18 protein-coding genes are annotated in these 21,940 nt (G+C 69.6%); 7 read left to right on the forward strand and 11 right to left on the reverse strand.

The annotated features are described in order from the left end of the window. Window positions 1–2: 2 nt before the first annotated feature. The 6 genes from ACIBK4_RS19555 to ACIBK4_RS19580 form a co-directional block, all read right to left on the reverse strand. On the reverse strand, window positions 3–992 hold the full coding sequence (locus tag ACIBK4_RS19555; protein WP_398996003.1) for a DMT family transporter: 990 nt from the start codon (window positions 990–992) through the stop codon (window positions 3–5). Further along, a complete protein-coding gene (locus ACIBK4_RS19560; RefSeq protein ID WP_398996004.1) occupies window positions 989–1,573 on the reverse strand; it encodes a MarR family winged helix-turn-helix transcriptional regulator in 585 nt (194 codons plus the stop codon). Before ACIBK4_RS19560 ends, ACIBK4_RS19555 begins: the two co-directional genes overlap by 4 nt. 111 nt (window positions 1,574–1,684) lie before the next feature. Further along, window positions 1,685–2,794, reverse strand: coding sequence for a DUF475 domain-containing protein (locus tag ACIBK4_RS19565; RefSeq protein WP_398996005.1), 1,110 nt, complete (start codon window positions 2,792–2,794; stop codon window positions 1,685–1,687). 177 nt (window positions 2,795–2,971) lie between these two features. Beyond that, the gene (locus ACIBK4_RS19570; RefSeq protein WP_398996006.1) at window positions 2,972–4,093 is read right to left on the reverse strand and encodes a GNAT family N-acetyltransferase; all 1,122 of its coding nucleotides are present in this window, start codon (window positions 4,091–4,093) and stop codon (window positions 2,972–2,974) included. Between the two features lie 139 nt (window positions 4,094–4,232). Continuing rightward, entirely contained in the window at window positions 4,233–5,162 is a 930-nt protein-coding gene (locus ACIBK4_RS19575; protein WP_398996007.1) for a M23 family metallopeptidase, read from the reverse strand. 154 nt (window positions 5,163–5,316) lie between these two features. Further along, window positions 5,317–6,504 carry an MFS transporter gene (locus tag ACIBK4_RS19580; RefSeq protein ID WP_398996008.1) on the reverse strand — a complete coding sequence of 396 codons (1,188 nt, stop codon included), beginning with the start codon at window positions 6,502–6,504 and terminating at the stop codon, window positions 5,317–5,319. A 72-nt stretch (window positions 6,505–6,576) separates the two neighbouring features. Between ACIBK4_RS19580 and ACIBK4_RS19585 the strand changes: the two genes are divergently transcribed. The 3 genes from ACIBK4_RS19585 (at window position 6,577) to ACIBK4_RS19595 (ending at window position 9,121) form a co-directional block, all read left to right on the forward strand. Next, a complete protein-coding gene (locus ACIBK4_RS19585) occupies window positions 6,577–7,542 on the forward strand; it encodes an ArsR/SmtB family transcription factor (protein ID WP_398996009.1) in 966 nt (321 codons plus the stop codon). Window positions 7,543–7,619: 77 nt separating this feature from the next. Continuing rightward, window positions 7,620–8,123: a glutathione peroxidase gene (locus ACIBK4_RS19590; protein ID WP_366436738.1), complete on the forward strand. Its 504-nt coding sequence runs from the start codon at window positions 7,620–7,622 to the stop codon at window positions 8,121–8,123. Window positions 8,124–8,260: 137 nt separating this feature from the next. Beyond that, window positions 8,261–9,121, forward strand: a complete 861-nt coding sequence (locus tag ACIBK4_RS19595) for a MerR family transcriptional regulator (protein ID WP_398996010.1) — start codon at window positions 8,261–8,263, stop codon at window positions 9,119–9,121. A gap of 164 nt (window positions 9,122–9,285) precedes the next feature. On the opposite strand, the gene ACIBK4_RS19600 is transcribed toward ACIBK4_RS19595, so the two are convergent. From ACIBK4_RS19600 to ACIBK4_RS19610, 3 genes are all read right to left on the reverse strand, one after another. After that, a complete protein-coding gene (locus ACIBK4_RS19600) occupies window positions 9,286–9,495 on the reverse strand; it encodes a DUF397 domain-containing protein (protein WP_398996011.1) in 210 nt (69 codons plus the stop codon). 257 nt (window positions 9,496–9,752) lie between these two features. Then, entirely contained in the window at window positions 9,753–10,610 is an 858-nt protein-coding gene (locus tag ACIBK4_RS19605; RefSeq protein ID WP_398996012.1) for a helix-turn-helix domain-containing protein, read from the reverse strand. Between the two features lie 401 nt (window positions 10,611–11,011). After that, window positions 11,012–11,764 (reverse strand): GPP34 family phosphoprotein, encoded by a 753-nt coding sequence (locus tag ACIBK4_RS19610; protein WP_026150485.1) that lies wholly within the window; start codon window positions 11,762–11,764, stop codon window positions 11,012–11,014. A gap of 308 nt (window positions 11,765–12,072) precedes the next feature. Here ACIBK4_RS19610 and ACIBK4_RS19615 point away from each other — a divergent pair, with 308 nt between their 5' ends. Both ACIBK4_RS19615 and ACIBK4_RS19620 read left to right on the forward strand, forming a co-directional pair. Then, a complete protein-coding gene (locus ACIBK4_RS19615; protein WP_398996013.1) occupies window positions 12,073–15,309 on the forward strand; it encodes a D-alanyl-D-alanine carboxypeptidase in 3,237 nt (1,078 codons plus the stop codon). A gap of 198 nt (window positions 15,310–15,507) precedes the next feature. Continuing rightward, on the forward strand, window positions 15,508–17,364 hold the full coding sequence (locus ACIBK4_RS19620) for an MFS transporter (RefSeq protein ID WP_398996014.1): 1,857 nt from the start codon (window positions 15,508–15,510) through the stop codon (window positions 17,362–17,364). Window positions 17,365–17,367: 3 nt separating this feature from the next. Here ACIBK4_RS19620 and ACIBK4_RS19625 read toward each other — a convergent pair whose 3' ends face one another. Beyond that, window positions 17,368–18,207 carry a hypothetical protein gene (locus ACIBK4_RS19625; protein ID WP_398996015.1) on the reverse strand — a complete coding sequence of 280 codons (840 nt, stop codon included), beginning with the start codon at window positions 18,205–18,207 and terminating at the stop codon, window positions 17,368–17,370. Window positions 18,208–18,287: 80 nt separating this feature from the next. Between ACIBK4_RS19625 and ACIBK4_RS19630 the strand changes: the two genes are divergently transcribed. Both ACIBK4_RS19630 and ACIBK4_RS19635 read left to right on the forward strand, forming a co-directional pair. Further along, on the forward strand, window positions 18,288–19,076 hold the full coding sequence (locus ACIBK4_RS19630; protein WP_398996016.1) for an SDR family oxidoreductase: 789 nt from the start codon (window positions 18,288–18,290) through the stop codon (window positions 19,074–19,076). A 135-nt stretch (window positions 19,077–19,211) separates the two neighbouring features. Next, window positions 19,212–20,795: a sodium:solute symporter family protein gene (locus ACIBK4_RS19635; protein ID WP_398996017.1), complete on the forward strand. Its 1,584-nt coding sequence runs from the start codon at window positions 19,212–19,214 to the stop codon at window positions 20,793–20,795. Window positions 20,796–20,801: 6 nt separating this feature from the next. Here the strand turns inward: ACIBK4_RS19635 and ACIBK4_RS19640 are convergent, their stop codons facing one another. Beyond that, window positions 20,802–21,920 (reverse strand): ADP-ribosylglycohydrolase family protein, encoded by a 1,119-nt coding sequence (locus ACIBK4_RS19640; protein ID WP_398996018.1) that lies wholly within the window; start codon window positions 21,918–21,920, stop codon window positions 20,802–20,804. Between the last annotated feature and the right edge of the window lie 20 nt (window positions 21,921–21,940).

The following is a 21,940-nucleotide window of genomic DNA, read 5'->3' on the forward strand; positions in this document are numbered from 1 at the left end:
GATCATGACGAGCGCGTCGCGCCGGTCATACGGCTCCGGTTCGGTGAGGAGGCGACGGCGGTCCCCGTGTCTCCGGCTCCCCGCGTTCGCTGTTCGGGGTCCTGTGTGCCGGACTTCGTTCCCGGGACCTCCACCAGGAACATCGCCGCGACCACGAGGGCGCCGCCGACAAGCGTCGAGGCCGTGAGGCGTTCGCCGCCGGCGAGTACCGCGAACAGGCCCGCGAAGACCGGTTCCATGGTGAGGATCACCGCGGTCCGAGTCGCCGTCACCTGCTTCTGGGCCCATGTCTGCACCATGTAGGCGAAGGCCGAGGCCAGCACCGCCGTGATGAGCACCGCCGTCCACGCGCTGCCGCTCTCCGGGAGGCGCGGGCCGCGCGGGAGGGTGCCGATCAGGCACATCACCGAGGCGGTGGCCAGTTGGACCACGGTGAGGGCGTAGGCGTCGCGGCCCGGGGACCAGCGGCCCAGGGCCAGGAGATGCAGCGCGAAGCAGGCCGCGCACAGCAGGGTGAGCGCCTCCCCCGAGCCGAACGAGACGCCGTTGAGCGTGATGAGCGCCAGGCCGGCGGTCGCGGTCAGGGCCGCCGCCCACGCGAGCGGTGAGAGGTGCTGGCGGAACAGCAGCCGGGCCAGCACCGGGGTGAGGACGACGAAGAGGCCGGTGAGGAATCCGCTGACGGCCGCCGAGGTGTGCTGCAGGCCCAGGGTCTGCAGGATGTACGCCATCCCCAGCAGGAAACCGGCCCCCGCTCCGCGCCCCACCGTGCCGCGGTCGAGTCGGCGGACGACCGAGGGACGGATGGCGAGCATCACCACCGCGGCGATCGCGAACCGCCAGGTCAGGAAGGAGAAGACGGGCGTGCCCACGGTCGCGTCCTTGACGACCAGGAACGTGGCACCCCAGACCGCCGTGACGAGCAACAGCCCGATCACGGCGCCGAGTTGTAAGGTGCTGCGGGTCTGCCGCAGCCGGAAGCTCCTGTTCATGACGGTCCTTTCGTCCGGGCGACGGCCGCAATGTCGACCGGGCACGACCGCTTGGGGCAGTCGTCCAGGGAACACATGCGGCAGATGCGCTGTCCGTGATCGGCGTCGGTCGTCAGATGGGCCAGCATCCGTTCCAGGAGACCGGTCAGTACGGTCCGTTCGTGCGGCCGGAGCACGGACATCGCGTCGCTCATGAGGCCGCTCCGCAGCTCCAGCAGCGCCTCGGCCTCCCGGGTCCCCTCCGGGGTGAGGACGATGGACACCTTCCGGCCGTTGGCACCCGGCTCCCGTCGCGCCTTGCCGTCGCGCTCCAGCCGGTCCACCAGCCGGGTCGCGGCGGACTGGGTCAGCCCGAGCGGGCCGGCGATCCGGTCCAGGCCCGCACCGGGCTCCTGCAACAGGTAGGTGAGAGCGGCCGGAGTGGCCCCGCTCTGTCCGGACGCGCTCTCGCTCGCCGCCCGCTGCGCGTCGCCCAGCGCGGTGACCAGGGCGGCCAGCAGGTTCTCCGTACGCCGGTCCGTGGAGTTCTTACGGCGGTCCGTGGAGTCCATGTCCATCTCCATGTCCATGAAATCCACCATGCATGACTCATGCATGAGTTTCAAGATGGCCCCACGGTCATGTCAAAGGCGGCACGCGCATCCCGCTCTCCCCGCGTACCGCCGAGCCACTCCCGCCGGCCGCTCGCAGCGCTAGGAGACCCCCGCCGTGTCCACGGACTCGGCGCCCTCCCCCGTCTCCGCGAGCGCCCGGTTCCGCCGGACCGACGACCAGAAGGACCAGCCGATCAGGACGACCCCCACCAGACCCGTGATGACCTCGTTGATCTGGTACTGGATGGTCACCATCAGGATCACCGCGAGCGCGCCGATCGCGTAGTGCGCGCCGTGCTCCAGGTAGACGTAGTCGTCGAGCGTGCCCTGGCGGACCAGGTACACCGTCAGCGAGCGGACATACATCGCGCCGATGCCCAGCCCCAGCGCCATCAGCACGATGTCGTTGGTGATGGCGAACGCGCCGATCACTCCGTCGAAGGAGAAGGAGGCGTCGAGGACTTCGAGGTACAGGAACATGAAGAACGCGGCCTGGCCTGCGAGGACGACCGCCGAGCGCTCACTCTCCTTCTCCCGTTCCTCCTCCGCCTCCAACCGGTCCTCGAAGAAGCCCGAGAGGCCGCCGACGATCATGTACGTGATCAGGCCGGCGATGCCCGAGATCAGAACCGTCTGCGCCTTGTCCGCGTGGGCGCCGCCGTGCTGGTGGGCGTGGGTCGCGAAGGTCATCGAGGTGATGAGGAGGACGATCAGGGCGATGCAGACCGACAGCATGTCGACCTTGCCCAGCTTGGCCAGCGGGCGTTCCAGCCAGCCCAGCCACTTGATGTCCCGGTCCTCGAAGATGAAGTCCAGGAAGATCATCAGCAGGAACATGCCACCGAAGGCCGCGATCGCCGGGTGGGCGTCGGTGACCAGCTGCTCGTAGCGGTCCTTGTCGGTCAGGGCCAGGTTGACCGCGTCGTACGGATTGAGCTTGGCGGTGACCGCGACGATCACGACCGGGAAGGCGAGCCGCATGCCGAAGACGGCGATCAGGACGCCGACCGTGAGGAAGATCTTCTGCCAGAAGTCCGACATCTTCTTCAGGATCCCGGCGTTGACCACCGCGTTGTCGAAGGACAGCGAGATCTCCAGGACGGCCAGGATCGCGATGACGCCGAACGCCGTCCAGCCGCCGTACCAGACTCCCAGGGCCAGGCCGAGCGCGGTGACCGCGAACGACCAGCGGAAGGTCTTCAGAAGCACGGGGTGCCCCTTCCTGTTGTCGCGCGGTCGCCCGCGGGCCGGGCCCCAACAGCCCCGACCATCATCGGCGTTGTCTACCACGAGCGCCTGTCGTACGGGTGACGGGGCAGGCCCCGGGAGCGCGGAGGGGGCCCTGGACCGAAAGGTCGAGGGCCCCCGTACCGGCATACGGCGCCGTCACTTCTTCGGCGGCACCTTGCCCGTCGTGCGCAGCGTGCCCACCGTCTTGAGCAGGCGGTCCGCCGGGTCGCGCAGGGACTGGTGGGCCAGGACCGTGTTGCGCAGGCCGCGGACCGGGCGGCGCCACAGGCGGTGGGCCGCGGCGACCGGGTGGGGGCGGGTGGCGAAGCCCTCGCCGACGCGCAGCTCGCGCGTCTTGAGCCAGTCCTTCCACTCCTTGTCGCCGCGCCCCAGGTCCATCAGGCGCACACCGTGCCGCCCGGCCTCCTCGGCCATCCTCAGATGCATGATCAACCCCGGTGAGTAGTACCGGAGTTCGGGGTCGTACGCCGTGAACCAGGCCGCGAACAACGTGCGGGACGTCGGCCCGAAGTGGGCCGCCACGGGACGGTCACCGGCGTAGAGAACGGACAGGATCCCGGTGAAGTGTTCCTCGCGGACGCGGAAGAGATGGTCCACCAGGTCTACGATCCACGGGCGCGCGAAACGGTCCATGCGGCCGGTCCTGCGGTACTGGGCCGACTTCCAGCGCATCAGCGTGTGCAGCACCTCGGGGTCGCGCTCGTCGTAGACGAACCGCATCTCGCCGAGGTCGCGGCCGAGGCGGCGTTCCTTCTTCAGCGTTGTCTTGGCGATGCCCGGGTACGCGCCGCGCAGCCACTCGGGGTAGGGGATCTCGCCGTCGCCGTCCTTCAGGTCGATCACCGGGGACGCGAAGGTGCCGGTGACGTAGCGGCCGAACGGCTGTTGTTCCTCGACGAGATGGTCGAACTCGAAGACCGACAGGCCGCAGGCCCGCAGGAGTTGCTGGACGTCCCAGGTGACACCGGGTCTGTGCACCAGGGCCTGGCAGTCGGAGAGGCCCAGGCCGATGGCCCGGCCGACGCCGACGGGGTTGCGCTCGTACGGGAAGAAGCCGACCGGCTCCCCGCCCTCGTGCAGAACCGCCACCTGCGCACCGCCGCGGTGCCGGCCGACGCCGTCCGCGAACTCCGGTGCCAGAAAAGGGTTCGCGTAGTCCGGCGACTCGTCCATCGCCTTGTGCCAGGCCTGGCGGAGCGTCGTACCGAGCTCCTCCGGTCTGTGGATCGTGATGTCCGCCTTGCTGTTGGATCGCATGGGCGACCGTCCCCCCACTTTCCCCCACGACGCGTCGTCCGCGTCCTGCCTACCTGTTCCAAGGTACGACGAGACACGAACAGTTCGGCAGGGCTCAAACGTCGCGAAACAGTACGCACGGCGTCAAGGATGCCCGTGGTCACGGAAACGCACGGATCACCCTTCCCCGGTACAACCGCCCCGGAACGTCGGTGAACCGCAGGTCCAGGCCGACCCCGTCACGCTCCGCGTGCAGATGGAGGTGGGGCTCGCTGGTGTTGCCGGAATTGCCTGTCTCTCCTATGAGTTGCCCTGCGCGCACCGTGTCGCCCCGGCTCACCGTCAGTGAACCGGGGCGCAGATGGGCCAGTTTGACGATCTCCCGCCCGGTGTCGATGAACACGTGGTTCCCGTACGGGGGTTGATGGCGGGCGCGTCCGCCGGGCCGCGTGTCCTGGTCCTCGATCGCATCCTCGACGGAGACCACCCGTCCGTCGCACGGCGCCCGCACGGCCCGCCCGTAGGCGGCGAACGCGGTCAGCTCGTGGTCGTGGCGCGTACGGGTGCCGTAGCGGCCCAGGCCCACCAGGTCGACCGCGCCCCGCTGTTCGGGGAATCGGGCGTGATGGTTGAGGGGCCGGCCGCCGCCCTGCACGACGTACCACTCCCCCTCCAGCGGAAACCGCAGCGGCTGGGAGAGAGGGGCGTGCCAGGTGTGCGTCCGCGCTACGGCGACCAGTACGACGAGGGCCGTCAGTAGTACGACTCCGGCCGCGAGTCCCAACACGTCGTTCCCCGGCGGCAGTTCGGGCAGTCGGGACGCGGAGGTGAGGGCGGCTGCGGCGGTTCCCGTCTCGATCGTGCGGCGTGGGAGGCGGGGTTGTCGGGCGGGGGCGCCGAGGCCTTCGGTGAGGACGAAGCAGGTGGCGAGGATCGTCAGGTCGGTGAGCCAGGTGGTGCGGTTGGGGGCGGTCCAGAGGGAGGCGGCGTTCCAGAGGGCGAGGGCGATGATCAACAGGCCTGGGGGCAGGCGGAGTCGGCGGGGTGTGGGTTGCTCGGGTTGGGATGGCTCGGGCTGGGTTGTCTCCACGGAAACCTCATGGTGGGGCGGGCGTTGGGAAGGGCCGGGGAGGGGGTGGGGGGCTCAGGTTGTGTGCGGGGAGGCGGGTGGGTGGGGGCTGGTCGCGCAGTTCCCCGCGCCCCTTAGGGCGTTGGGGTTCGCGGGGTGTCAACCGTCTCTCCTCTTAAGCCATTTGAGCCTCCGGGATCTCTCCCCGCTCCTGTCGGCCCAGCAGGGCCAGAGTCAAGGTCACCGCTACCGACGCTACGGCCACCAGGGTCATCGCCGTTGCCGGGGAGGTGAGTTGGGCGATCGTGCCCGCTAGGGCCGCGCCGATGCCCTGCATGGAGAGCATGCCTGCGGAGCGCAAGCCCAGGGCGTGGCCTGCTAGTTCGGGTGGGGTGAGTTTCATGAGGCGTTCCTGGAGGACGAGGCTCGCGCCGTAGCCGATGGAGGCCAGGCAGACCGCGGTGGCGGCCCAGGGCGTGCGCGGGTGGAGGGCGAAGAAGAGGTACGGGGTGGCCAGGAGGAGGCGGAGGGGGATGTCCAGGCGGGCTCGGAGGGTGGGTGGGGTGAAGCGGCCCAGCGTCAGGTCGCCCACGAACATGCCCAGCGCCGCGCTCGCGAACAGCACGCCCGCGGAACCGGAGTCGTAGGAGACGTAGAGGGATTCGCAGCCGACGATCAGGCCGTTGGGGACCCACATGCCGAGGTAGGTGAGGCGGCGGGGGCGGGAGGACCACAGGAGGGCGTTCGTGCGCCAGGTCGCGGTCACCGACGGGCGGCCCTCCGCTCGGGGTGGGCGGGCGGTCAGGCCCAGGCGGAGGACCAGGGCCGTCGTCGCGTACAGCGCCGCCGCGAGGAGCAGGCAGACGCGGGGGGAGAGAAGTGTCAGGAGGGCTCCGCCTGTTGCGAAGCCTGTTACCTGCATCAGGCCCGAGGCCATGTTGAAGACCGAACGGCCCAGCAGATAGCCGTCCTTGGACAGGATCTCGTTCAGCAGGCCGCCGCTCACCCCGCCGGCCAGCGAGGCGATCAGGCCCTGGAGGAACACGATGCCGAAGACCGCAGCGATCGGTAGACCGGGGAGTGCGAGCAGGGCCGTACAGGCGGCGAAGGCGGTGTTGATGCCGGTCAGGGTGAGCCTCGGGGGCAGGCGGTCGGCGCCCGAGAGGAAGAAGGTCGCGCCGAGCATCTGGGCCAGCTGCGGGCCGAACATGCTCACGGCGGACAGTAAGGGGGACTCCGTCGCCTTGTAGACGAGGGTGGCGAGCGCCAGGCCGCTGATGGTCAAGGCCGCGTTCTGGGCCGCGAAGGAGAAGAAGAACGGGGTGTACTCGGGGGTGCGGAAGAGCTCGCGGTAGCTGCGCATGCGGGGAGTCTGCGGGGGCGGGAGTGGGGGTTCTATTCTTTCGCGCGGACGCGAAACACGGGGGGTGCGCGGGTGGGGTTGTGGCAGCTCAACGCGGACACCCTCGCGCGGAGCCGGTTCGTGTTGTCGTCGTTCGCGGAGACCTTCGCCGCGCTGAGACTGCTGCACGCGGGGGTGGGCGCGCACCCCGGTGAGCAAGTGTGGCTGCGGAATCATCTGCCGGGATATCAAGGGCTGTTGGCGGCCGAACCGGTCACCGGGGCGCTGGTGCGGGCCGCGCTCGGGCGGTCCTGGATCGCCGACTTCTTCTGCCCGACGCAGACCGACCGGGAGTCGTTCGCCGAGACCGTCGCCCGAGTGCGTACCACTCCCCCGGCCACCGCCCGTGCGCATCTCGGCGTCTCGCTCGCCGGGCCGCTCCCCGCCGCCCTGGACCGCGACGATCTGCCCGAGCGGGCGGCGCGTGTCCTGGAGTACGTCTGGGAGGAGACCGTACGGCCGTCCTGGGCGCGGCGACGACGGGTGCTGGAGGCCGATGTGGTCGCCCGGACCGCGCAGGTGAGCCAGGGCGGCTGGGCGGCCGTGCTGGACGCGTTGCGGCCGGGGCGGACGCGGTGGCTCGGGGAGAACCGGCTTCAGATCAATCTGCACGAGAATCCGCCCCGGGAGATCTCCGGCGCGGAACTGCTCCTCATGCCCGTCACACCGCAGGGCGGGTGGGTGTCGTGGGAGGAGCCGGACCGGTACGCGATCGTCTACCCGTGTGCGGGTGCCCTCGCCGACCATGGTTCGCATGCGGTGCCGGCGAGCCTGGGGGCGCTGCTGGGCCCGGCGCGGGCGGTCGTGCTGACGCTGCTGGGTTCGCCGATGAGCACCAGCCAGCTGACCGCCGTGACCGGGCAGGCGCTGGGTTCGGTGGGGCGGCATCTACGGGTGCTGCTGGACGCGGGGCTGGTGGAGCGGCGGCGGGCGGGGCGGTCGGTGCTGTATTCGCGGACGGCGGCGGGTGAGGTCGTGGTGAAGGCGGCGGGGCTGTGAGCGCGGGGGTCTGCGGGACCGTAGCCCCGTATGGGCCCCGTGGGGAGAACGACATTTACCGGAGTTAGCATCCGGTTATGACGACTACAGAGAACACGGGTCCCCTCGGTGTCGAGATCGGGTCGCTCAAGGGCGGCTCGGCGGACCTCTCGCAGTACGCGGGCAAGGCCGTCCTCGTCGTGAACGTGGCCTCCAAGTGCGGGCTGACCCCCCAGTACACGGGCCTTGAGCGGCTCCAGGAGCGGTACGCGGCGCAGGGCTTCACCGTGCTGGGCGTGCCCTGCAACCAGTTCCTCGGGCAGGAGCCCGGCAGCGCCGAGGAGATCGCCGAGTTCTGCTCGGCGACGTACGGCGTGACCTTCCCGCTGACCGAGAAGGTCGAGGTCAACGGGGACGGCCGGCACGAGCTGTACGACCGCCTCGTCGGCTTCGCGGACGGCGAGGGCCACACCGGTGACATCCGCTGGAACTTCGAGAAGTTCCTGATCGGCCGCGACGGCACGGTCGTCGCCCGCTTCTCCCCGCAGACCGAGCCGGAGTCGGCGGAGGTCGTGGCCGCGGTGGAGAGCGCCGTCGCCTAGGACTGTCGTAGGCAGTCCAGCACTGTTGTAGGCAGGTCAGGACTGTCGTGGGCAGGTGTTGACCTTGCCCCTGGGGCAAGGCCGAGCGTCCTTCTCGCCGGGCGGACAGAACCCGCCCGGTGACGGAGGATGCGAGGGTGGACGACGATCTGCTGACCATCGGTGCGTTCGCGGCCAGGGCACGGCTTTCGGCCAAGGCGCTGCGGCTGTACGACCGGCTCGGGCTGCTGGCCCCGGCGCACGTCGACGAGGTCAGCGGTTACCGCTACTACCGCGCCGACCAGACCGAACGGGCCCGACTCGTCGCGCTGCTACGGCAGTTGGACATGCCGTTGGCCCGGATCGCCGAGCTGGTCGAGGCCGAGGGGCCGGACGCGGCGGAACTCCTCGCCGCGTACTGGACGGACGTCGAGACCCGGATCGCCGGGCAGCGCACGCTCGCCGAGTACCTCCGTGCACGCCTTTCGGGGAGGAGCTCCGAGATGTACGAAACGTTCGTGGTCGAGACGGTCGAGGTACCGGAACAGGTACTGATCACCGAGACGAGGCACACCCTCGCGGACGAGTTGCCGACCTGGATCCCCGCCTCGCTGGGGCGACTTGAGGCGGCGGCGGAGGAGTGCGGGGGCGTGAGCGCGGCGCCTTTCGTCGTCTACCACGCCGAGGTGTCGACGGAGAGCGACGGCCCGGCCGAGGCCTGCGTACCGGTCGCGGACGAGGCGGCGGCGCGGGCGTGGGCGGCGCGGCAGGGGCGGGCCCGGCAGACGGCGGTCCGCGTGGAACCCGCGCGGACGCTGGCCTACACCCGGATCACCAAGGCGCAGGTGGCCCATCCGCAGATCATGGCCGCGTTCGAGGCGGTTGAGCAGTGGGTGGCCGGGGAGGGGCTGCGGTATGCGGGGCCGTGTCGCGAGGTGTACTTCGCGGAGTGGGGGGCGGCGGGGGCCGAGGACCCGGTGTGCGATGTGGCGTTTCCGGTGGAGTCCCCGGTGAAGTGAGTCGCCGCCCGGTCTACGGCGCCGGGAACGAGCCGAGCCCCCTCGGCCAGGACGGCGGGCCAGTCGAGAGGGCTCTTCTTGAAATGCTCGTGCTGCTTGCACTACGTGTCGTGCATGAACTGCACTGTGCTGCTTATGGAGTTGTGAAAGGTGAATCAGCCGCATCAGTGAAGGTCGTGCGCCCCCCGCGCGACATCTGCCACGAAGGCGTTCCACGAGTCGGCGGGGAAGGCCAGCGCCGGACCCCCGTCGACCTTGGAGTCCCGTACGGCCATGGCCGCGAGAACCGGCGACTTGACCTCGACGCATGCGCCGTTCCCGGTGGAGTACGAGGACTTGGTCCACTTGTCCGCGGCGCCCTGACGAATTGCCATTTTTGCTCCGGTTATGCCAGTTGATGAGTTGCTGTCACCGCGCGTCACGTCCGACCACGAACGCATCGGACGTACAACACGGTTTGCGCCAAAGCCTGTTGCTCGATGGCGTGATCGACGCTACTCGCCAACATCGGCGGGCGGAGTGGCCATTCACTCGACCGGGTGGCATATACCCCTGGTGTCTTCCATCCCGCCCGGCGGAAGGTGTACTGTGCGGCACCTTCCGCCGGAGGGACCCTCGACACGCGTGATTCTCAGCGCGCGTAGTCCTTCGCGATGTCCGCGATGAACTGGCGGGACTGCTCCACGTTCAGGGCCTGCGCCCTCAAGTGCTCGTACATCACGCTGTACTTCTGGACGTCGTTCGCCTTCTCCAGGTACAGGTCGCTGGTGACGCCCTCGATGTAGACGACGCTGGAGTCCGCCGCGTCGGGGAACTCCAGGATCGCGTACTGCCCGTTGAGCCCGGGATGGGCGCCCATGTCGAACGGGATCACCTGCACGGTCACGTGCGGCAGCTGGGACTGCTCGACGAGATGCTCCAACTGGTCCCGCATCAAAGAGCGGTTGCCGACCACGCGACGCACCGCGGACTCGTCCATCACGGTCCACAGCCGCAGCGGGTTCTCCGGCGCGGAGATCCGTTCCTGCCGGCGCAGCCGTACCTGGACGCGCTTCTCGACATCGGCCAGGGCCGTCTCGGGCAACGCCCCGGTGATCAGCGCCTCGGCGTACTGCCGGGTCTGCAACAGGCCCGGGACGACCTGGGGATCGTAGACGCGCAGGCTCGCCGCGTCCGTCTCCAGTCCGATGTAGACGCTGTACGGGATGTCGCCGAAGGAGTGCCACCAGCCTTGCTGGCGTGAGTCCTTGGCCATTTGCATGAGCGAGTCGACGATGCGGACGTCCTCGACCTCGTAGACCCCGCACAGGTCGCGGACGTCGCGCTGGCTGATGCTGCGCCGGCCGTTCTCCAGCCGGCTGATCTTCGACTGCGACACCAGCAACCGCTCGGCGACTTCTTCGGCCGTCATGCCCTTGAGCTCGCGGAGTCGACGCAACTCCTGGCCCAACCGGCGTCTCCTGACGGTGGGATTGACACTTGACGCCACGGGAACGTGCACCTCCGGCTGCATGCCTCTACTTGCCACTGCTGACTGCTGCGTGCTGCTCACTGCTTGCCACGCGCTTGCCACTTTGCGTATCTGCTGTTGAGCAGACTGCCACCAAGGTGGTTTCTACCGCTGGGAAACGGTGGATATGCGGCAGGTACGAGCCAGGTTCGGGTTGCCCGAGGCGTCAGCGAAGGCGTCCGTAGATGCGGCCGAGCGGGGTGGAGAGACGTTACGTCTACTCCACCCCGCTCGGACCAGCGGCTCCCGAACCGGGTCTTGGGGACTGCGGTGCGGCGTGTACTGCGGTGGTGCGGTGTTCGGTCCTGCGATGGTGCGGTCCTGCGGTGGTTCGGTCGTGCGGTCCTTCGTGATGCGGACGTGTGCCGTGGTACTGCGGCTCAGTGAGCCACGGCGCGCGCCATGGTGCCGCGGTGCGGCTGCATCGGAACACCACGAGCCGGTTCCGGTGGCCTTGATCCGGGCGCGGCCTGACGGCCGGCCGGGGCCGGGCTACGGCGTGGCTGTGCCGCCACTCCGTTCTGGACGTCCATCACGGCGTGCGCCACGAGTCCGCCCATGGGGTCGTGCCTGATCAGGTCCCGCAACCGGGAGCGGGACGAGCGTCCCTCGTTACCCGGATACAGGTGTTTGCCGAGACCGACCGCGTGCGCCAGTGCGGCGAGCGCGGCTGTCCGCGGGTCCGGTGGCACACCGGTGCGGATCGCGGAATCGAGTCGGCCCCTGATCTCGCGGCTGATCTCGTTGTCCGTCGCCTGATAGCGAGTCGTCGGCAGCACCCCGCACATCTGTCCCGCCACGGCATGCACCATGCCGCACCGCTCCAGATGCGAGAGGTAGGTCTGGCGAAGTCCCAGTCGGGGCCCGCCAATCCAGTTCACCGCACGTACGGGAGCGCCACGCCTTCGCAGCAACTCCAACGCGCAGTCCAAAGTCGGATCTCCGGTCGGCCGTGGTACGACCACGGCGATACGATCCCCGTCTGGGGCTATCCGTCCGGCCAGCGCCAGCTCCACTAGCTGCGCTCCGGCCAGACCGAGGTCGAGCGACTGCGGCTGCGCAGTGGTACCCGTGGCCGGGTCCAATGCCAGCAGTAGAAGCTCTTCCGGAAGAGTTCTGCGGCTCCTGCCCATCCATGCCTCCCCGCGTGGATGAATGACAGGGTGACCCCTCTCACATTGGTCTGTCGAGGGTGCGTGACCGCTTCGTAGTGGAACCGGTAGGTATGTCGTTCTCGTCTACCGGTGGGGTTAAGCCCGCACACAGGACACTGGTACATGGTTCGGACAGTGGTGTTGATGCGTTGTCCGGACTGCGGGTAAGAGATTTTCCAGCTGGCCGCCACCTGGCTTCCAGCTGATTTTTTAGCTGTTTCTGTAGCCAATTCAGCTAATTCGGTTATCTCGGTCGGTTCGGTTGACGCACGCTCCGCGTGCGGCGCATGGAGGAGGCATCGGTGGCGGGCGAGTCCCCCGACAGGTCGAAGCAGCGCGAGTCGTCGGCAGAACCGACGCCGGGGAGCGCGAGTCCGGTTCCTGAGGCCAGGGGCGAACGCGATCCCCGGTTGGCGGTGGCCCGCGAGGACGCGACACGCTCCGCGTCCGCGTCGCCGTCCACGGGGCAGCGGGGTGGTGTGGACACGGCGACGAAGATCTTCTCGATCCGTGAGCTGCGGGACCCGGAGGCAGACGCCGCGGGCAACGCCGTTGGTGAGGCCGGTGGTGACGCCGGTGAGACCTCCGAGGACGCCGATACGCAGAACCCTTCCGCCAAGTCCGCCATGTCCGCCCAGTCCGCCAAGGGCGGGTCGGAGGGCGATGCGCGGTTGCGGGCGGCTGTGGCGGCGTGGGTGACGTCGGGGTCGGCCGGGGAGAGGCCGGGCGGGGTGGATGGCCCCGAGGGTGCGGAGACGCCGGCCGGGAGTGAGGCGGTCGAGGTGCCCGAGGGCGAGGAGGAGTCGGCCCGGGGTGAGGTGGCTGACGCGGCTGAGAGCGCGGAGGGCGCTGCCGCTACGGCTGATGGCTCCGCCGGCGGCTCCAAGGACGCGGAGACGCTCGCCGGGAGCGAGGCGGCTGACATGCCCGAGGACGCGGAGGGCGCTGCCGTTACGGCCGATGGCTCCGCCGGTGACTCCAAGGACGCGGAGACGCCCGCTGAGGGCCCGGAGAGCGGGGATGCCGAGGGCGCGGGGGAAACTTCCGTGGCCGAGGCTGCCAAGGGCGCTGAGAGCGGCCAGGGGGCCGATGCGGGTGCCGCTGAACCCACCGCGGGCGATTCGGCTGACGCCGGGGCCGAGTCCGAGGGCAGCGGCGACAGCGACGGCGATGCGACCGAGGGTGAGCAGGTCGCTGACGCCAGTACCAACTCGTCGGAGGACGACTCCGCGGTGGACGCGGCTCCGGGGGCTGTAGCTGCCGACAAGGCCGATGCGGATAAGACGCCCGTGACCGCGCCTTCCGGCGAAGCCGACGCGGTCGCCGACTCGATCCCGGAAGCCACCGACACCGGCTCGGGCGATGCCCCCAAGGCGGGCGTGACCGCTGATGCCGGGATCGCGGAAGCCGAGGTGGACGAAGCCGAGGCCGACGCCGCCCCGGAGTCCGCCGAAGGCGAGACGCCCACCGACGCGACCGGAACGAAGCCTGACGGCCGCCCGGAAGCCACCAGAGGCAAGACGGCCACTGGCGTAACCGAGCCGAAGACCGACGCCCGTCCGAGGCCCGCCGAAGGCGAAGCGCCCTCCGACGCGACCGAGCCGAAGACCGACGACCACCGGACGTCACCCGAAGGCAAGACGCCCACCGACGCACCCGAGCCGAAGACCGACAGCCGCCCGGAAGCCGCCGAAGGCGAACCCGCCCCCGGTGCAGTGGCCGCCGAAGGCGCCACGGGCGCGGATCCCCGGACGACTGACGCCCGCACCGGCACCGAAGACGCCGCCCCCGCCACTGCCCCCACCGGCACCGGCACCGAAGCCCCCGCCCCCACTGGCACCGACGCCCCGGACGCCACCCCCGACCCACAACCGCAAGCCGCCACCGACGAGCAACCCCCGAAGGGGCCACCCGCACCCGACAACGAGACCCGCACGGGCGGTGCGGGTGGGAAAACACAAACGGCCGAGGGCGAAGCCGAGGCCGTCGATCACCCCACCGCCGTCTTCAAGGCCCCCCGACCGCCGAAGCCCCAGGTCGACCAGCCCACCACCATGCTCAAACTGGGGGCAACAAAGACCCCCGAGTCCGCCCCCGAGCGCACCAGCAAGTTCGTCGCCCTCAAGCCCCTCGACGAACCCCGCACGCCCCGCAGGGACACCCCCGGCAGGGACACCGCCCGCCCGGACGCGACCCGCCCCGTCCCCCACGTCGGCCCGGAACACACCACCCAGCAACCGCTCCCCCCGAAGCCCCCGCTGGACCTCCTCGCCGAACTGACCAACACCCCCCCACCCCCGGAAACCCCGGTCCGCACAGCGATCCGCAGGGTCAAGATCTGGACCCCGCTGGTCATCCTCCTGGCCATCGTCTTTGCAGTAGTACAGGCCGTACGCCCCCTCCCCGCCCCCTCCCTCGCCCTCACCGCCGAAGACTCGTACACCTTTGACGGCAGCAAGGTGAACCTCCCGTGGCCCAGCGAGGGCCAGGGCTGGATGGACGTCAACGGCATCGGCACGATGGGCAACTTCGGCAAGCAGACCCCGGTCGCGATCGGGTCCGTGGCGAAGGCGATGACCGCGTACATCGTCCTCAAGGACCACCCGCTGAAGGCGGGCACCGAGGGCGAGAAGATCACCGTCGACGCGACCGCCGAGAAGGAGGGCGGCTACGACAAGGACGGCGAGTCCACGCTCAACACCGTGAAGGCCGGCGACGTCCTCACGGAGAAGCAGGCGCTCTCGGCGATCATGATCCCGTCGGCGAACAACATCGCGCGCCTGCTGGCCCGTTGGGACGCGGGCAGCGAGGCGGCGTTCATCAAGAAGATGAACGACACCGCGAAGTCACTGGGGATGACGAACACGACGTACACCGACGCGTCCGGTCTCAAGGAGACCACCGTCTCCTCTGCCGAGGACCAGGTGAAGCTGGGCAACCAACTGGTCAAGATCCAGGCGCTGATGGACATCACCAAGCTGCCGAGCTGGATCGACCCGTCCGGCAAGAAGTGGACCAACTACAACCGCCTGGTGCCGTACAACAACTCGCTCGGCATCAAGACCGGCACCACCACCGCGGCCGGCGGCAACCTGCTCTTCGCCGCCACCAAGGAGGTCGGCGGTGAGACCGCCGTCGTCGTCGGCGCGATCCTCGGCCAGCACACCGCGCCGATCATCGACACGGTCAATGCGGTCAGCAAGACGGCGATGCTCGCGGCGCAGGACGCGATGACCTCGGCGAAGATCCTGAAGAAGGGGACCGTGGTCGGGTACGTCGACGACCAGCTCGGCGGTCACACGCCGGTCGTCGTCACCAAGGACGTCGCGGCGGTCGGCTGGGCCGGCCTCAAGGTGAAGCTGTCCTTCGCGCCCGACGACGTACCGCACACCGCGAAGGCCGGCACCCAGGTGGGCACGCTCACCGTGGGCGACGGTTCGAGCGGTGCCGTCAAGGTGCCGGTCGCTCTCCAGAAGGATCTCGCCGAACCGGCCTTGACCGCGAAGCTGACCCGCCTCGGCTGACCCACGAGGCGATGCACGTCACCGCGCGCGTCACCGCACCCCGTCGGCGGGCCCCCACCCGGGAGCCCGTCGGCGGGGTGCGTGCTAGCGTCGCGAATCGGGGCAGGTCGCCGGTCGGTGAGACGCGGCGTCGAACAGGCCGGGAACGGGACAGAACGCGGCCGAGAACAGAAGACGGGACACGGGGAGTGCCTTCAGGTGGCCACAGCGGAGCCGACACGTGCCGACGATGCCGATCCGGGCCCGGTAGCCGGCCCGCGAATACAGCTGCCCGCACACCGCACGGGCGACGACGCGACAGCTAGCGCAGGCTCCCGGAGCGGCCGGTGGGCGCGGCTGATCGACAGCCTCCGCGCCCCCTTCCTCCGTCACCCGGTGATCGGCTTCACGCTTCTCTCCGGCGTCCTGCACGTCGTCTGGTTCTTCACGTTCGCGAACAGTGGCGGCGACCTCGCGGCCCAGGACGCCTGGGCGGAGTTCGTCGGCCGGCACCCGGACTCGGCGTACAACCTCGCCTGGTACGGCGGCATGCACCCGGTGTCGTACAGCGTGGTCTCGCCGTATCTGATGTCGGTGCTCGGTGTCCGTACGACGATGATGATCGCCGGCACGATCTCGGCGGGCCTGCTCACCATGATCCTGATCCGCAGCCGCTCGGTGAAGAACCCGCTGTGGGCCTCGCTCGCGGGGGTCTTCGCGCTGCTGTGCAACGCGGCGTCGGGCCGGGTGACGTACGGCCTCGGCCTGGTCTTCGGCCTCGGCGCGGTCGCCGTCGTCTTCTGCTGGCCGTACCGCTGGCGCTACAAACGCTGGGCGAAGGCCCTGTGCGCGGCCCCGCTGGCCGCGCTCGCGACCATGTCCTCGCCGGTGGCCGGACTGTTCGTGGGCCTGGTCGCCGTAGCCCTCTTCCTCCAGAAGCGACGCCCGGGTGCATGGGCTCTCGGCCTCGCGCCCGCGGCCGTAGTGGCCGTGTCCGCCTGGCTGTTCCCGTTCTCCGGTACGCAGCCGATGCTGTTCGGCTCGATGATCCTGCCGCTCGCGTCCGGGGTGATCGTCTACTTCCTGGTGCCGCGCGAGTGGACGACCGTGCGGATCACGGCGGCCGTGTACAGCATCGGCGTCATCCTGGTCTGGCTGGTCAGTTCGCAGATCGGCTCGAACATAAGCCGGCTGGCGATGCTGTTCGCGGGGGTCGCCCTGATCGCCGCGCTGCCCTTCGCGGTGCCGCGCTCGCGCAAGTGGTACGCGATCGCGCTGGCCTTCGTCGGCTTCAACGGGTGGATCGGCTTCAAGTCCGTCGACGACGTCGTCAACACCGCCCCGGCCGCGTCCTGGTCGCACGAACTCGCGCCGCTGGTCAACGAACTCCAGGAGGTCGGCGCCGAGCGCGGTCGCGTCGAGGTCGTCCCGGCCCGCTCCCACATCGAGGCCTCCGCGCTCGCGCCGTACGTCAACCTCGCGCGCGGCTGGAACCGCCAGGCCGACATGGAGCGCAACCCGCTCTTCTACGACGACACGCTCAACTCGGCGAACTACCACGAGTGGCTCCAGCGCTGGGCCGTCCACTACGTCGTCCTGCCCAAGGACAAGCCGGACGGCGACGGCGGCGAGCGCGAACGGGCCCTGGTGCAGCGTGGGATGCCGTATCTGAAGCAGGTCTGGGGCGACACGAACTGGCAGCTGTTCCAGGTCACCGACCCGGCACCGCTCGCCGAGCCGAACGCGGTCGTGGACCGGGCGGAGCAGGGCGAGTTGACCATCGAGGTGAAGAAGAAGGGGCGGATCCTCATCCGTATCCCGTACTCGCCCTGGCTGAGCATCGTCGACGCGAAGGGCAAGAGCCTCAAGCCCCCGCAGGAGACGGACGCGTCGAAGCACCGGGCCGAGGGGACGCCGAAGACGTACGACAACCCCAACGGGTGCCTGATGGAGACGGCGGAGGACTCCAAGGGCGACAAGTGGACGATGCTGCTGGCACCGAAGACGGGCACGTATCGCCTGGCGGCGCCTTACCAGTTGCCCCGGGGCACGCCATGTCCGGACGAGTTGAAGTAACAGTCAGCGGAGTTGGTCCACGTACCTGTCCGTGCCCGGCACCGTGGGAATGAACGGTGCCACCAACTCCACCCGCCCCAGGCCCGATTCGGCCACCGGCGCTTCGAGGTCGGCCAAGTGCTCCTCCCAGCAGTCCCGGGGATCCGTCTCCAGGAACCACAGCAACGTGAGCCGGGTGTCGACCCCTTCGACCTGCTTGACGTAGGTCATGCGGTCGCCCGGGAGTGGGGTCGGCCGGAAGACGGTCACCATGGCGGCCGGTGATCCCGCGAGTCGCTTGGGCAGGTGCCGGGAGCGCAGCCACTCCAACAACTCGGCGCGCTGCTCCGCCGATTCACTGTCCACGACCTCCAACACCAGCCCGGCGTAAGGGTGGTCGAGGGCGTGGAAGTCCCTCGGGCCCGCCGCGCCGTCGCGGTAGACGGTCGCCTCGTGGTCCTGGAACGCGGTGAAGACGTGGGTGCGGTCCTGGTAGACGCGGCCGTCGCGGTTGAGGCGTTTGTTGATGCCGACGGTCCACTTCATGTGGTCGTCGTAGCGGCCCTCGGTGACCCAGTACGTGGAGAGGTAGCAGCCGGCGGTGACGGGCTGAGCGATCGCCGACTTCTCGGGGTAGCGCAGGAGTTGGAGGTCGCGAGGGGCGACCCAGCGGCGGCCCGCGTACATCCAGGGCATGGCCATCGCGCCCGCGTAGTAGTGGTCGTCCTCGTACCAGCGGTTGTACGCGTACTCGTGCCCGGGATGCGGTTCGACCATGGTGATCAGCGCATGCCCCGGCCGGACTCCGTACGGTCCTACGGCGGCCAGTTCGGCGTACACGTCGCTCCGGGTTTCCTCGCTCACGTCGCTCCCCTTCCGTCCTCCGCCGGTCGCCCATACTCTGACGCCCCGTCAGATAAATCGCCAGACCCGGGAGGGATCGGATGTCGCTGCTCACCGGCAAGACCGTCGTCGTCTCGGGGGTCGGGGCCGGACTCGGCCACCAGGTCGCCGCTGCCGTCGTACGGGATGGGGGCAATGCCGTGCTCGGCGCGCGGACGGAGGCGAATCTCGCCAAGTCGGCCGCCGAGATCGATCCGGACGGTACGCACACGGCGTACCGGGCGACGGACATCACCGACGAGGCGCAGTGCGAGGCGCTCGTGGCGGTGGCGCGGGAGCGGTTCGGGCGGGTCGACGCGGTGGTCCAAGTCGCCGCGTGGGACAGCTACTTCGGCGGGATCGAGGACGCGGACTTCGCGACCTGGGAGTCCGTGGTCGGCGTGAATCTGCTGGGGACGCTGAAGATGACCCGGGCCTGTCTGCCCTCGCTGAAGGAGGCGGGTGGGGGGTCGGTCGTGTTCATCGGGACCCAGTCCGCCGTCGCCGCGCCCTCGCAGGTGCGGCAGGCGGCCTACGCGGCGTCCAAGGGGGCGCTGACGAGCGCGATGTACTCGCTGGCGCGGGAGTTGGGGCCGTATCGGATCCGGGTGAACACCGTGCTGCCGGGGTGGATGTGGGGGCCGCCGGTGGAGGCGTACGTGCAGTTCACCGCGCACACCGAGAAGGTGCCGGAGGCCGAGGTGCTGAAGCGGCTGTCCGACCGGATGGCATTGCCGGAGCTGGCGACGGACGGGGATGTGGCCGACGCGGCGGTGTTCCTGGCGTCGGAACGGGCGCGGGCGATCACGGGACAGTCGTTGCTGGTCAACGCCGGGGAGTTGATGCGGTGAGTTCATGTAGGTGAACGCGGAACATCAATCCGAACGATTTTACTTCCCCTTGACCGTGCGCTTACTTGTCGTGCTCACGCGCGACCGCCCACGATGAGCCCCGGGCTGAACCGGCTCAATCGTGGGAGGGCGCATATGAACGGGCTCGACTGGGCCGTGCTCATCGGCTATTTCGGCGTGATGGTGGCGATCGGCGTGTGGTCGCACAAGCGCGTCGACAACGTGAGCGACTTCTTCACGGCCGGCGGGAAGATGCCCTGGTGGCTGTCCGGCATCTCGCACCACATGTCGGGCTACAGCGCGGTGATGTTCACCGGCTACGCGGGCATCGCCTACACGTACGGCGTCACGTCCTTCATCACCTGGTCGTTCCCGATCGCGCTGGGCATCGCCATCGGCTCCAAGCTGTTCGCGCCGCGCATCAACCGGCTGCGCTCACGGCTCCATGTGGCGTCCCCCCTGGAGTACTTGAAGAACCGCTACAACCTGAAGACCCAACAGGCCCTCGCCTGGTCCGGGATGCTGCTGAAGATCGTGGACGTGGCGGCCAAGTGGGCAGCAATTGCCACCCTGTTGTCCGTCTTCACGGGTGTGTCCCTGAACCAGGGCATCCTCATCACCGGCGCGATCACGGCCGTCTACTGCACGATCGGCGGCCTCTGGGCGGACGCGTTGACCGAACTCGGCCAGTTCGTCATCCAGTTGCTCGCCGGTGTCTCCATGTTCGTGGCCGTCGTACTGAAGTTGAACGACAAGGGCATCGGATTCCTCGGCGCCTGGGACGAACCCGCCCTCCAGGGCCACGGCAAACCGCTCGTCGGCCCCTACGGCACGGTGTTCCTCCTCGCGTTCCTCTTCATCAAGCTCTTCGAGTACAACGGCGGCATGCTCAACCAGGCCCAGCGCTACATGGCCACCAAGAGCCCCTACGAGGCGGAGCGTTCGGCCCGGCTGTCGGCCGCGCTGTGGCTGATCTGGCCGACGGTGCTGTTCTTCCCGATGTGGATGTCGCCGCTGCTCGTCCACGCGCAGAAGCCCGACGGCTCCGACTCGTACGGCCTGATGACCGAACAGCTGCTGCCGCACGGCCTGTTGGGGCTCGTGGTCGTCGGGTTCTTCTCCCACACGATGGCGATGTGCTCGTCCGACGCGAACGCGATCGCGGCGGTCTTCACCCGGGACGTGGCACCGGTCGTATCCGCCAAGGCCCGTGCGTGGAACGACCGTTCGGGGCTCATCGCGGCCCGCGTGACCACGGTCGTCTTCCTCGGTCTGTCGATGGCGGTGGCCACCCAGGTCAACTCGCCCACGTTCAAGGACATCATCACGGTCGTCATCAAGTGGGTCGCCGGTCTGATGGGGCCGATCGCGATCCCGATGATGCTGGGGCTGCTGCGGCCCTTCCGCAAGTCCGGTCCTACGGCGGCGCTGACGAGCTGGGCGGCGGGGCTGTTCGCCTTCTGGCTGGTCAACTACCCGATCAACTGGGAGGTGGACGGCGGGGTCCCGCTCCAGTACCAGGTGTCGATACCGCTGGCCGTGTCCCTGGTTCTCTACATCCTCATCGGTTATGTGAAGCCCGAAGACACCCCGGAGCGGGACGCGTTGATCGAGAAGATCAACGGGGGCGGGGACGACGACGGGGAGGCTGCGGCGGTGGCGGTACCGGCGCAGGCGCAGGCGGGTGCGGGGGACGACGTGGTGGGCAGCCAGTCGTAGCTACGGCTACGCGCCTCTGGGGTATCTGGCGATCCACCCCGGGGCGGACCCGGCGGGCCCGTGCAACGCGGGCCCCTGGGTCATCTCCACCGCGAAGTCATCCGCGAGCACAAGCAGGGTGGGACGGCCCTCCAGTTCGGCCAGCCAGGCCGGCGGGAGGGCCGTCTCGCCGTGCAGCGCGCCGAGCAGGCCGCCGGTGAGCGCCCCGGCGGTACCGGACGGTCCGCCGTGGTTCACGGCCAGACACAGCCCGTGCCGTACGTCCTCCCCGACCAGCGCGCAGTAGACCGCGCCCGCGAGCACGCCTTCCGCGCTGCCCTCCCCCACGAGTTCCTCGACCCGTGCGGAGGTGGGCATGCCCTGGCGTACGGCGCCGAGGGCGCGCTGGAGGGCGATGGAGACGGGCTGGTGTCCGGGGCGGGCGGCGAGCAGGGCGAGGGCTCGTTGTACGGCGGCGTCGAGGCTCTCGCCGCGGGCGAGGCCGTGCACGATGACCGCGTAGGCGCCGGCGGAGAGATAGCCGACGGGGTGTCCGTGGGTCTGCGCGGCGCACTCCACGGCGAGTTGCATCACGAGCTGGGGCTCCCAGCCGACGAGCAGCCCGAAGGGCGCGGAACGGGCGGTGGCCTCACCCCCGGCCTCCCCCGGATTCTTGGGCGCGTCGAGCGTTCCCATCCGCTCGTCCCCAAATCCCAGCAGGCAGGCCCGAGTTGGGTCACGCCGCGCGTAGAGCCACTCCTCGCGCGCGAGCCATCCGTCGTCCTTACGACGTTCATCGGGGCCCCAGTCGTGCTGGGTCGCGGCCCATCTCAGGTACGCCCGGTGCAGATCGGTGGGCGGATGCCAGGCGCCGGTGTCGCGCCTGACCTGGGCCCGGATGAGCCCGTCCACGGTGAAGAGGGTGAGCTGGGTGAGGTGCGTGACGGCGCCGCGGCGGCCGTAGCCGAAGGCCAGATCCACGACGCCCTCCGCGCCGTAGGCCTCCCGGATCTCGTCCATCGCGAGGAGGTCTACGGGGGCGCCGAGGGCGTCCCCTACCGCGGCCCCGAGCAGCGTCCCGCGCACCCGGCTACGGAAGTCCTGCTGCTCGACCCGGCCCCAGACGGCCGTGGTTGCCGTACTCACCAAGGCCTCCTCGGGCTCCG

The organism is Streptomyces sp. NPDC050528, from assembly GCF_044457795.1.
GTDB lineage: Bacteria > Actinomycetota > Actinomycetes > Streptomycetales > Streptomycetaceae > Streptomyces.